Raw genomic sequence first — 11,866 nt, 5'->3', positions numbered from 1 at the left:
TCGCTTCGCGATTTTACCTACTCGGCTTCGCTCCTCGTCCTCCCAATCGCATCGCGGGCTCACCCGAATCATTCTTCAGGGCCGCGCGAAGCTCCTTGGGTAGCGAGAAGAGAATATCTTCCTTGGCGGTCTCAAACTTCTCAACGTCAACGTAACCGTAGTCTGCCAGCAGACGCAGCACGTCCTGTACCAGCACCTCGGGCACAGAAGCGCCAGAGGTCAGACCCACGGTGGTCACACCCTCGAACCAGGCCTCATCAACCTCATTGGCGTAGTCCACCAGGTAGGCCTGCTTAGCGCCGTATTCCAGGGCGACTTCCTTCAGGCGCACAGAGTTCGACGAGTTGGTCGAACCCACCACAATCACCAGGTCAGCCTTCGGAGCGATCTCCTTGATAGCGCCCTGACGGTTAGAGGTCGCATAGCAGATGTCGTCGGAGGGCGGGTCCTGCAGGGTGGGGAAACGCTCGCGCAGGCGGGCAACGGTTTCAAGGGTTTCGTCCACAGATAGGGTGGTCTGTGAAATCCACACGACCTTCTCGGGGTCACGCACGGTCACCTGATCAACCTCGTCAGGTGAGTTCACAATCTGAATATGGTCAGGGGCTTCGCCAGCGGTACCCTCAACCTCTTCGTGGCCGGTGTGGCCAATGAGCAGGATGTCGTAGTCCTGCTTGGCAAAACGCACAGCTTCGCGGTGCACCTTGGAAACCAACGGGCAGGTAGCGTCGATGGTATTGAGCTGACGCTCTTCCGCTGAGGCCACAACAGCCGGTGACACGCCGTGGGCGGAGAAGACGGTGACGGCCCCCTCGGGGACTTCCTCCACCTCGTCCACAAAAATTGCGCCCTGAGCTTCGAGGGTTTCAACCACATGGCGGTTGTGAACAATCTGCTTGCGCACGTAAACGGGAGCCCCGTAGTGGTCTAGGGCCTTTTCAACGGCGATGACGGCGCGGTCAACACCGGCGCAGTAGCCACGGGGTGCTGCTAGGAGCACCTTCTTGTCGCCGGTGGGGGCGGCTGCCTCAACTTCTTCGCGGGTCCTGCGCACGCGGGGTACGGTGGGCAGACCCAGTTCAATGGTCTTCTCTTGGGTAGACATAGTCTCTATCCTACGTGGTTCTAGCGGGTGCGTGCAGTGGCTTCTCTCGCAGTCAGCCCCATGATCGCTGAGAGAAGAGCAAGAAGTGTCAGTACTGCCCCCGCAATCAGCAGATTGAGGGCTAGGCCGTTGTGGTAGCTGGCGAAAGATGCGGTGATAGTTTCAGACAGTTTTTGCAGGAAAAGGACGGCCGCGTTGCTAGCCGGTAGCTGTATCCCGGCGGTGAGGGAGGCACCGCCACCCAGGAGGCCAGCGATCCAGAGTAGGGCTGCTGCGCTGAAGGCGATGAAGGCTAGGTAGGCGAAGCGGTTGCGGGGCCAGAGCAGGAACCCGAGCAGGGCGGATACGCCACTAACCACCAGCAGAGGCTGCCAGAGGGAGGCCAGCCATATCAGGGTATTGATAGTGGAATTGATAGGCCAGATGTTCTGCCCCGTATCCAGGGTGATGGTACGGCCGGGCAGACTTGAGGTATCAACACCAAAGCCGGTCGCCGACTGCACAGACGCCCCAGCCTGGTCGTAGAGGGCAGAAAGGTCAAGCACCGCCGGGCGGCTTTCACCCGAGAAGTTATAGGCGTGGGTATCTGAAATCACCTGGGCCCACAGCTGGGGGTAGGCATCGGAGGTCACCAGCGAGTTGGTAGCCCCGTCAACCAGGGTATAGGTCTGGTCATAGAGCCAGTTCTGCACTCCCCCGTACCAGGCGGTGGAGTTCCCGTCGCCCAGGTAGGTTTCGATAGCGGGTGAGGCCATGATGTCGTCGGTAACGGCGCTTGCCAGACTGGTCTGGAAGTCCTGATCGTAGGCGATGGACTCGGTCATCGCCGCAAAGTTTTCGGTATCTACCAGGGTGGTTTGTGCCCAGTAGGCTGTAGCTGCGGTCAGCCCGGTAGCCAGCGTAAGGAGGGCCAACAGGACGCAGAGAAAGCGCCTGGCTAGGCTAAAGGCCGGACGGCGGCGCTGACGTCGAGGCGCCCGTGGGGGCGCATAGGAAACCACCGGGGCGGACGCTACCCCCTGCGCCTGCGCTTCAGGAGGGTAGGCCCCCTGGGCATAGTGAGCCGAGGCCGGCTCTGCATAGGGGTGGGTGTAGCCCTGGGGCTGCTGGGCGTAGGCTGCCTGGGCTGCTTCTTGGGCGCGCTGATTTTCGGCCTGAACATAGGGGTTTGTCCAGTTGCCGTCGCCGTAGTCTTCTGTGCTCTTGCGGGTACCCGTCATGCTTGCATAGTAGCCGGTCTTACTGAGTATTTGCTTGAGCAGTTCTTATAGGTGGAGCAGGCTCACAGCGAAGCTGCTGGCTCGGGGCTGGCGTGAATCACCTTGTGAGCGCTAGCGAACCGGGTGAGAGGGTCGGCAGCGAGCGTGAGCCTGCGTAACCTTTCAAAAACCCCACAGCAGAAAGAAGACAGTTTTTCTTGGCTCAATGCTTAAAGTGTCAGCCAGCGGTGGTAGAAGTAGGTGTATGAACAGTTTTGGTGATTCTGCACCCGGTCATCTGACGCTGGCACAGCTACAGGCCCAGCAAGAACAGCAGGCCCAGCGCGCACCCCGGCAACTAGCGGAACGCGCTGGCCAGACCAGCGTCGATAACCCCTGGCCCCTACATGTGCTGTCGAATAAGATGCACGAGTATATTGCCCGTTGCGTACCGACCTGGGTAGAGGGGCAGATTATTGAGCTCAACCACCGCGGCAGGGTTTCCTATGTGACGCTGCGCGATATTGAGCAGGAGGTCTCGGTATCGGTTACGGTCTGGGGCTCAGAGATGGCTAAGGTGCAGGGCCAGTTGGAGCGGGGCTCTCGGGTGGTTTTGCAGCTCAAGCCTGATTTCTGGGTGAAGACCGGCCGCCTATCGATGCAGGGCTCTAACATCAAGCCGGTGGGTGTGGGCTCTATGCTGGAGCTCATTGAGCAGTTACGCGCCAAGCTACAGGCTGAGGGTCTTTTTAGTCCCGAGCGTAAGAAGCCCCTGCCCTTGCTCCCCCGCCGGGTGGGTTTGATTACCGGTCGTGATTCGGATGCTATGAAGGACGTTATCCGTAACGCTTCGTTGCGCTGGCCCGCCGTTGATTTTGAGGTGCGGGAGGTTGCGGTGCAGGGTGTGAACGCGGTGGCTCAGGTGACCGCGGCCCTGGCTGAGCTGGATAGCAGAGCCGATATTGATGTGATTGTGATTGCCCGCGGTGGCGGCTCCTTTGAAGACCTCTTGCCTTTTTCTGAGGCGGCCATGGTCCGGGCTGTTGCCGCAGCCAACACTCCGGTGGTTTCGGCGATTGGCCACGAGGCTGACTCCCCGCTGATGGATTACGCCGCAGACCTGCGAGCCTCAACCCCCACCGATGCCGGCAAGCGTATTGTTCCGGACGTCCGTGAAGAGCGAGAACTCTTTGCATCGGCTCGCTACCAGTTGCAGCGAGCAGTAGAACAGCTGATTGCAGCTGAGTGGCACGGACTAGCCCAGGTGCGATCCCGCCCGGTTCTTGCTAACCCGGGCTCTGCCCTGCTGGCTAGGTCAGAGGATATTGAGCGGCTGCGGGCGAGGGCTTCGAGCGCGGCCGTCCACCGTCTTGCCAGGGACCGTGATCTTATTAGCCAGCTACGGGCGCGGGTTACGGCCCTGTCACCCCAGCAGACTCTGGAGCGCGGCTATGCGGTGATGCAGGACGCCTCCGGCCAGCTGGTGCGCGATGCCCGCACCCTGCACGAGGGGCAAAACATTAGTGTGCGTGCGGCAGCCGGCGCTGTAGACGCAACCGTTACCGCCGTACACGAGAAAAACCACTAGAACCTGGTCAGAGACCAGGTCAAGGAAAGGAAACCTATGAGCAACACCGTCGAATTTAAGACCGAGCTGAATGCCACTCCGGTTGAGCAGCTGACCTACGAGCAGGCCCGTGAAGAGCTCCTGCAGGTTGTAGCCCGCATGGAGTCCGGTGCGAGCACGCTTGAAGAGTCTATTGCCCTGTGGGATCGGGGTGAGGCCCTTGCCCAGCGCTGCGAAGCCTGGCTCGACGGCGCCCAGGCAACCCTGGACGCCGCCCGCCAGAACCAGAGCTGAAGTGCAGAGCAGGCTCATAGCAAAGCTGCTGGCTCGGCGGCTGGCGTGAATCGCTGGTGATGAGCACCGAGATTCCGAGCGCGCGAGGAAAACAAATCTCGGTGCGAATCTGGCGAGCTTGCGAGCCAGCTAGCGAACCAGCGAGAGGGTCGGCAGCTTGGCTGTGAGTCTGCTCTAATCTGCGCGCTGCAAAGCTTTCTAGTTCTGCTTGTAGTCAGCCAGGAAGTTGCCCAGACGCTCCAGGGCATCGGCCAGGGTGCGGGTATCTGGCAGGAAGACCAGGCGGAAGTGGTCGGGCTCTGACCAGTTGAAAGCCGTGCCGTGGCTCAGCAGAATCTTCTGTTCCCGTAGCAGATCGAGCATGAACTGCTCATCGCTGGTGATATTGAACTTATCGATATCGAGCTTGGGGAAGAGATAGAGGGCGCCCTCAGCCTGCTGCACGGTCACGCCGTCCATTTCGCTGAGCATCTTGTAGGACAGGTCCCGCTGCTCTTTCAGGCGTCCGCCGGGCAGAATCAGGTCGTTGATGGACTGATAGCCGCCCAGGGCGGTCTGTACGGCGTGCTGGGCGGGCACGTTTGCGCACAGGCGCATATTAGCTAGCAGGTTAATACCCTCGATGAAGGGGGCAGCTGCAAGCTTGGGCCCCGAAATAGCCACCCAGCCAGCGCGGTAGCCGCAGACCCGGTAGGCCTTGGAAAGACCCGAGAAGGTTAGGGTGAGCACGTCGTCGCCTGCAAGAGAAGCTACGTGGGTCATCTGGGCGCCGTCGTAGAGAATCTTCTCGTAGATCTCATCAGCAAAAATTACCAGCTCGTGTTCCCGTGCAAGGTCAACAATCTGCTGGAGCACCTGGGGAGTATAGACAGCACCGGTGGGGTTATTGGGGTTAATGACCACGATGCCGCGGGTGTTGGAGGTGATTTTTGATCTGATGTCCTCGATATCGGGCAGCCAGCCGTCCTCTTCATTGCAGAGGTAGTGCACCGGCTTGCCCCCTGCGAGCTGGGTAGCAGCCGTCCAGAGGGGGTAGTCAGGACTGGGCACCAGAATCTCGTCCCCGTTATCGAGCAGGGCCTGCAGGGTCATAGGAATCAGCTCCGAGACACCGTTACCCAGGTAGACGTCGTCGGTCGTAATGTTCATGATGCCCTCGTTCTGGTAGTACTGCACAATGGCAGTACGGGCAGAGTAGAGGCCTCGGGAATCAGAATAGCCCTGGGTGTAGGGCAGGTGCTCGATGATATCCATCATGATGGTTTCAGGCGCTTCAAAACCGAAGGGCGCCGGGTTACCGATATTGAGCTTGAGAATACGGTGACCACGCGCTTCCATACGCTGGGCTTCTTCCAGAATGGGCCCGCGAATATCGTAGAGAACGTTTTGAAGTTTTTTTGATTGCTTGAATGCCATGAGATTTAGATTACCCTTTCATGCGGGTCAACCAGAAATGGGCGGCGTCGGTTTCTGAAACGGGGTTATCGCCGCTCGTAAGCGTATTGAGGCGTACCAGGGAATCGGTGTCGAGGTTGGCGGAGACATCGTTGATGATGTCCTTGACCTGCTGGGGCAGTTCCCCGGCGCGGGTGACGGGCACGATGTTTTGCGCCAGCTGGGTGCGCTCGGGGTCCTCTAGCAGCACGAGGTTATTGGCCGGGATCTCTGCGCTGGCTGAGTACATGTAGCTCATGCTGGTTGCGCCGGTGATGAGTTCCTGGGCCTGGTCTGACCGGCTATCAGCGGTTTTGCTAGCTCCCGGGGTGCAGCTGTAGTGGGTGCTCAGCGAGGTAGCACCGCTAGGGTTGGTGGCGTAGCTTTCGGGGGCAACCAGGCTGAGCTCAGAGCAGGCCTGCCCCAGGTCGCTCATGGTCTCCAGACCGTAGCGCTGGGCAGTAGCCCGGGTGACCACGTAGCCATACCGGTTAGTAGCGTTCGAGGGCGAGAGCACCTCAGCGGTATCGGGCAGGGCACGGTCAACGTAGCTGACGATGTCGTTGCTGCTGAGCCCGCGCACGTTGAGCGCGGTAGCGCTGGGGATGGGCGTAGCAGTAAGACTTGGTGTAGCGGTAGGGCTAGAATCAGCGGACGCGCCCACACTAGCTTCTGCGCTCGCAGTCGAGTCTGGCGCGGGGCTGGTTTCTGCCGCGGCGCTAGCCCGCTCTTCTTCGATAATGGTGGGGCTAACCGCTCCGTTATCGGTGAGGTAAAGCAGCAGGTCGCCAGACAAATCAGGGGTAATATGCACAAGCCCATCTGCTGGTCCGGTCTCAGTAGGGCTGGCTGTAGCGGTGGCGGCGGTGTCTATCCCCATACTGGCAAAGTAGGCGGGTCGGCTATCGTCGGTCTCAACCACCTCAACGGTGTAGCCCGCTTCTTGCAGGGCAGCCTGGTAGATATAGGCTGCGTGGCGGGTCTCAGCCGTCAGCCCGGTACCGATACGCAGGGTAGCGGTCGTGGCGGGGCTGGTCGAAGTAGTCGCACCGCTGCCGGTCGTTGAGCTGCCGCAACCGCTCAGCAGAAGGCCGGTGGCCGCAGCGAGAGCAACCAGCTGGGCGCGGTAGCCCCGTGTGCGCGAGCGTCCTTGTTCCTTAGTCGCTTCCCTAGTCATGCGAACCCTCCCGGTAGCTGGCTGCCAACTCACTGGCGTCCACATACCCTAAGAGGCGTGCGGCCTCGTCTACCAGGGAGTAGTAGAAATGCTGGTCGAGCTCAGCCAGCGGAACCCACTCTGCCAGGTCGGTCGATCCGCCAATCTCGGCAGTAAGCTCTCCGCCGGTGATATGGGCAGTGTAGATGGTACGCAGGGCGCAGAAAGGACGGGTTGCCCCGGCTTCGGGCTCAAAGTAGGCCGCGTGCACCCCCAGCAGGCGGTCAAGTTCCACCCGGTAACCGGTTTCTTCAAAGACTTCGCGCACGGCAGTCTCATGGGGCTGTTCGCCGGGGTCCATGCCGCCACCGGGTAGGGTCCAGCCGGGGCGGTAACCGGGAATATGCGGTACCCAGCGGGAGAGCAGAATCTTGCCATCCTCAATCACCACGGCGTAAGCAGCCGGGCGGGTATCCATCACCAGGGGCATCTCTTCTTCCTTTGTTCGTCTCTGAAAAACCAGTCTATTGCACCCTTGGCTCAGGTGCGCCGCCCTAGCGTTCGCGGGCAGCTGGCATACCGGTTTTCTTCAGTCAAAGACGATAGGCTCGTAGGTATGACAGTAACCGGGATTTTAGCAGCAGAAACAACGCCCCTTGAAGAAAGCGCTGAGGCCGCCGGAACCATAATGGCCAGGCTGGCTAGCCTAGATTTTTGGCTGGGAGCACCCCTTCGCATACTCATTATTATCATCCTCGGATTCGTCTTACACGGCCTGGTGCGCGTGGTCATTCGCCAGGTCACCGACTCTATCGCCCGCGGCACCCGCAACCGGGTGGTTGCAGCAGAAGAGAAAAAGGGCGGCAAAACTAGCCGGTGGAAGGCCGATACATCTCTGGCGAGCACCCGCCAGTCCCAGCGGGCACAGACCGTTGGCTCGGTGCTCCGGTCGGTCTCGTCGATTGTGATTTGGACGGTCATGATCGTCATGATTATCGCCGAGCTGGGCTTCAATATTGCCCCCGTCATCGCCTCAGCCGGTGTAGTGGGTGTCGCCCTTTCCTTCGGGGCTCAGTCTCTCGTTAAAGACTTCCTCTCGGGTATCTTCATCGTGGCCGAAGACCAGCTGGGCATCGGTGACTGGGTCAACTTAGGTGAGGCCGAGGGCGAGGTGGAGGCAGTGGGTCTGCGCACCACCCAGGTGCGTGATACCGCCGGAACCCTCTGGCACGTACGCAACGGCGAGATTCTGCGTGTGGGCAACTCTTCCCAGGGGTGGGCCCGCACCATCATCGACCTGCCCATTCCCTACGATGCCGATATCGACGAGATGGCGAGCTTCCTCATGACCTCAATTCAAAAAGCCATCAAGCTACCCGGTATCAAAGAGAACATCTCGGGTAAGCCCCAGTACCTGGGTGTGCAGTCTGTAACCGGCGAGTCGGTGGTACTGCGCCTGACAGTCAAGACCGCTCCCTCCGAGCAGTTCGCGGTGGGGCGTAAGCTCCGGGAAGAGCTCAAGAAGGCTATGGATCAGCGGGGCATTCGTATTCCGCTGGCTAACCAGTCGGTGATTCACAGCGAGATACACGAGGAACGCGCCGTGGTTTCATCTTCTGCCCAGAAAGCAGAAGAAAAGACCGACCAAAAGAGCTAGCTCTCGGTTAGCCCCTCAGCGCAACTTGTTATTTAGCGCTTTTTGCCCCGGGAGCCTCGGCCCGAGCCCTTGGCGCTCCCCTTGCCACCCTTCTGGGCCTGGTACTGACGCAGGTTACCGTTCTTCTGGGCGTTCCGCTTCTTACGGTCTTCCGCCTCACGGCGCTTGTTAGCAGCCGCCCGCTTCCGCTTAGCCTCTTCCTTCTCGCGCCGCTGCTTCTCAAGGGCTACCTCGCGGCTATCACTACCGCGATGAGAGGCAGCGGTGCGGCCGCGGGTAATACCCACAAAGTCCTGGATTACCTGCTCGCGGGCGTCCTCACGCACCTCCCGCTTCCACACCAGCAGAACCGGGTACTCACCCAGTCCCTCAACCGGGCGGTAGGTCAGGTCTTTGCGGTGGTAAAAACGGGCTACAGACATCGGCACCACCAACAGGCCCAGCCCGGCAGCCACCAGCTCAATCGCGTCGGCCCGGTGCCTCATTTGAGGTAGCGGACGCGGGTTCTCGGCCCGGTAGTCGGCGGAAAGATCGCGCCATTCGGGCACCTCATCGGGGCTCTGGAGTAAAAATTCTTCGGCTAGCTCAGCAACCGGAACGGTCTCGAGCACCGTCAGCAGGTGATCCTTAGGGAGTACCACCACCGGGGTTTCCCGGTAGAGTTCAATCGCGTGGTAGCGCTTCTTATCGCGAGCTTCGGGCTCGTCCTCAGCGCGCACCAGCGCCATATCCGCAAAAGCATCGAGCGAAGCGAGGCCCTGCCCCTCAGCCAGGGCGACGTCGGTCAGGGGAGCCAACGCCGAATAGCGCTCCCGCCACCGGGTAAACCACTTACCGGGCATAACCCCGGGAACGAACCCCACACAAAGACCGGGCACCTGCCCCACCTGCTCATAGCGAGCAGTCTGATCATCAACCAGCAGGTCGGGGTGGGCAAGAATCAGCTCGCTCAGGATCATAGCTTAGTGTCTTTCGGTAGTCGCGACATGGAACGTTTTCTGTCCCGGATTTTTGCGGTGATAATGACGGCCGCCAGCAGGGCCAGCACCAGGGCGGCCACCCGTGGGTTCTCAAGCCAAAGCCAGACAACCGACATGCCAACCGTTGCGTAGATGGTACCCCACATGAAAGTGCCCACCAGCATAGCTGGAATCCAGCGGGACAGGGGCATACGGGTAAAGCCGGTAGTCAAAATAACCGCAGTTTGAAAGCCCACCGTCAAGAAACAGGCGGGAACAGCCAGCACACCCCAGCGATTCACAAAATCCTGGGCCCTACGGTAGAGGGGGTGGCCCATCAGGTGCTGTATCTTCTCAAAGCGGGAACCCCCAGCCTGGGCTAACCAGCCCAGAGAAAAGACGAGGGAGGTACGCACAATACCCACCACCCACATAAAGCCGATGGCGGCAACCCAGTGCAAACTTTCAAGCCATTCCCTCACCCCACCAGTCTAGCCTGTTCTCAGAGTCTGGCGCGCTGGCGTCCGCCCCTCTTCCACCTGGGAATCACCCCTTCCTCCCAGTGGCAAGGCACAACAAGCCATTTTTTAGGTTCACCTATCCCACAAAATAGGTTAACCAAAAAATTTTCGCCAAAGACTAGCCACAGGGGGCTTAATTAGGTTATATTTTTATTACCAAATAGCCGCAAGGCCCTGTGGGAGGGCTGGCTAGGCGGTACAAAGAAGACTTTTCTTCCTGTGTGTGATGCAGCTGGAGGCACCCTAACGGGTGCCTCCAGCTTTTTAAAGAGGGTCAGCTACGAAGCCGCAGGGCTCACGAGCAGACTTAGGTAAGCTTGATACCTTTTACTTTCTTGAGAACCCGGGGCAGGGCGTCAAAGGCAGTCATGCGAAGCCCCATAGCCAGTAGCTCCGAGCGACCCAGCAGGTAGCCGACCGCGAAGGGATCAAGCCCCAGCTCATTAGCCTGAGCACGCAGGCCCAGAAGCCAGTCCCCCATCGTCAACTCGTCAGTCAGCTCACCCAGCTCTGCCTGAACAGCCTTAGCCCGCGCCACCAGCTCAGCCTGGGGCTCGGTCAGGGGAAGCCCAGCATCGGCAGCAACAAAGAGACAGTAGCGCACCGCCTTAGCTGCCTTACGCACATCGTGTAGGCCCTCATCAAAGGCAGCGCTCGCCGAGAAATCAGCCGCCTGCTCTGGCCAGGTAGCCATGGCCCGTTCCCCCTGCTTGACCAGGTTCTTACGCAAACGCTTAGCTACCTTATTCACGTAGTTCTCGCTATTGAGCGGCAACTCAACAACCAGGGTCACATCGGCCAGTAAAGATTCGAGAGCCAGCTGAAGTTCCAGCCTCCCGGCAGAGGCCAGGTAGCGGCGGGCCTGGGCGGCAGCGTCCGCCTGCTGGTGTTCCATGACCGCACCGAAGACAGCACCTGCGCTCTCCCCCAGCACCGGGTGAGCCTGCAGAACCCGCTGTGCCATAGGGTGCACAAGCTCGCCATTACGGTGCGTTTCTAGCTGACGGGCATAGGTTTTCAACCCCTGCATCATATCTTCAAGCGCAGAAGCAAACCCGCTGCGCGCATACGGCAGAGCCATATACTTCAGCACGCTCCGCAACTGACGGGCAACAATACGCCCCTGGTGGGTGGCATCGGGTACCCCCGCTGCCACCAGCAGATCAGCTTGGGCAAGCCGTTGGGTGTGAGAGGCAAGCACCCGAGTCAGCAGCTCAGCAGAGCTCGGCACCGGGGGAAATTCAACTGCCAGAGCCTTCTTTTTCTTTTTCGCTGCTTTCTTACCCTGCCCCTTAGCTTTGCCGCCCATTCGCCGGGCCTCAAACTCGGCGTCATGACCCAGGGCCCGGGCAATCTTAGCCGGCGACTGCGAGGGCACAGCCCCGACAGCCTGCAACTGACGGGCAACGTCCGCAAAGAGCGCCTCCGTGAGCTTACGATCTTGGGCGGTCTGCCCCAGCAGCTCTACCTCCCACTCATGCCAGGCCCGTTCCTGGCCGGTGGCATAGTCAAGCGCCTGCACCCGGTCATCACAGATCTCAGCTAGCTGCTCCCCGGCCCTATCAAGAATCACGGTACGGGTCCGCTGGGTTTTTAGAGAAACCCGAGGCTCCAGCTCCTCTCCGAGGGCTGGCACCTGCACAAACTTCTTCACCGCAGCAGGCATAGCGGAGCGGTTAGACAGCAGGTCAAAGGTCACCTCATGACGCTGGCCTGCAGCATCAAACTTGATATGCCAGCCCTGGTCGTAGCCGCCCAGTCGGCGGCGCAGGGCTACCTTATGCCGTCCCAGGTTGCCAGAAGGGGTGTCGTAGTAGGTTGCATCGAGCTGCTCTGTTACAGGCTCACTGACACTCCACCTTTCAAAGCTCCACTCCACCGAGGGAACCTCACTGTTCACATCGGCAAGCTCAAATTTCTGCTCAATTTCCAGGTGGTGTGTAGCCATACGGTTAGCCTTCCTCAGAATATCGT

General features: G+C 59.9%; 11 protein-coding genes. 3 read left to right on the top strand and 8 right to left on the bottom strand.

Annotation, left to right across the window (positions count from 1 at the left end):
• Nucleotides 1–13: 13 nt before the first annotated feature.
• Together ACEE43_RS00635 and ACEE43_RS00630 are read right to left on the bottom strand one after the other, a co-directional pair.
• Entirely contained in the window at nucleotides 14–1,105 is a 1,092-nt protein-coding gene (locus ACEE43_RS00635; RefSeq protein WP_237186045.1) for a 4-hydroxy-3-methylbut-2-enyl diphosphate reductase, read from the bottom strand.
• A 20-nt stretch (nucleotides 1,106–1,125) separates the two neighbouring features.
• Complete coding sequence (locus ACEE43_RS00630) at nucleotides 1,126–2,325, bottom strand: hypothetical protein (protein ID WP_449107499.1); 1,200 nt, start codon at nucleotides 2,323–2,325, stop codon at nucleotides 1,126–1,128.
• A gap of 244 nt (nucleotides 2,326–2,569) precedes the next feature.
• On the opposite strand from ACEE43_RS00630, the gene xseA reads away from it, so the two are divergent.
• Together xseA and ACEE43_RS00620 are read left to right on the top strand one after the other, a co-directional pair.
• A complete protein-coding gene (gene xseA / locus ACEE43_RS00625) occupies nucleotides 2,570–3,892 on the top strand; it encodes an exodeoxyribonuclease VII large subunit (protein ID WP_449107498.1) in 1,323 nt (440 codons plus the stop codon).
• Nucleotides 3,893–3,928: 36 nt separating this feature from the next.
• Nucleotides 3,929–4,165, top strand: coding sequence for an exodeoxyribonuclease VII small subunit (locus tag ACEE43_RS00620; protein ID WP_449107497.1), 237 nt, complete (start codon nucleotides 3,929–3,931; stop codon nucleotides 4,163–4,165).
• Nucleotides 4,166–4,363: 198 nt separating this feature from the next.
• On the opposite strand, the gene ACEE43_RS00615 is transcribed toward ACEE43_RS00620, so the two are convergent.
• From ACEE43_RS00615 to ACEE43_RS00605, 3 genes are read right to left on the bottom strand one after another with little or no spacing between them, the layout of a single operon-like run.
• Nucleotides 4,364–5,581 carry a pyridoxal phosphate-dependent aminotransferase gene (locus tag ACEE43_RS00615; RefSeq protein WP_237210317.1) on the bottom strand — a complete coding sequence of 406 codons (1,218 nt, stop codon included), beginning with the start codon at nucleotides 5,579–5,581 and terminating at the stop codon, nucleotides 4,364–4,366.
• A gap of 10 nt (nucleotides 5,582–5,591) precedes the next feature.
• Nucleotides 5,592–6,776, bottom strand: coding sequence for a glycine betaine ABC transporter substrate-binding protein (locus tag ACEE43_RS00610; RefSeq protein WP_449107496.1), 1,185 nt, complete (start codon nucleotides 6,774–6,776; stop codon nucleotides 5,592–5,594).
• Nucleotides 6,769–7,245, bottom strand: a complete 477-nt coding sequence (locus ACEE43_RS00605) for an NUDIX domain-containing protein (protein ID WP_237206247.1) — start codon at nucleotides 7,243–7,245, stop codon at nucleotides 6,769–6,771. Before ACEE43_RS00605 ends, ACEE43_RS00610 begins: the two co-directional genes overlap by 8 nt.
• Nucleotides 7,246–7,371: 126 nt before the next feature.
• Between ACEE43_RS00605 and ACEE43_RS00600 the strand changes: the two genes are divergently transcribed.
• Complete coding sequence (locus tag ACEE43_RS00600; RefSeq protein WP_449107495.1) at nucleotides 7,372–8,412, top strand: mechanosensitive ion channel family protein; 1,041 nt, start codon at nucleotides 7,372–7,374, stop codon at nucleotides 8,410–8,412.
• 32 nt (nucleotides 8,413–8,444) lie between these two features.
• On the opposite strand, the gene ACEE43_RS00595 is transcribed toward ACEE43_RS00600, so the two are convergent.
• From ACEE43_RS00595 to ACEE43_RS00585, 3 genes are all read right to left on the bottom strand, one after another.
• Nucleotides 8,445–9,371, bottom strand: a complete 927-nt coding sequence (locus tag ACEE43_RS00595; RefSeq protein WP_449107494.1) for a LysR substrate-binding domain-containing protein — start codon at nucleotides 9,369–9,371, stop codon at nucleotides 8,445–8,447.
• A complete protein-coding gene (locus ACEE43_RS00590) occupies nucleotides 9,368–9,832 on the bottom strand; it encodes a DedA family protein (RefSeq protein WP_449107493.1) in 465 nt (154 codons plus the stop codon). Before ACEE43_RS00590 ends, ACEE43_RS00595 begins: the two co-directional genes overlap by 4 nt.
• A gap of 367 nt (nucleotides 9,833–10,199) precedes the next feature.
• A complete protein-coding gene (locus ACEE43_RS00585; RefSeq protein WP_449107492.1) occupies nucleotides 10,200–11,840 on the bottom strand; it encodes a CYTH and CHAD domain-containing protein in 1,641 nt (546 codons plus the stop codon).
• Between the last annotated feature and the right edge of the window lie 26 nt (nucleotides 11,841–11,866).

This window comes from Rothia sp. 11254D007BW (assembly GCF_053548195.1).
This window is presented reverse-complemented; position numbering and strand designations above follow the sequence as displayed.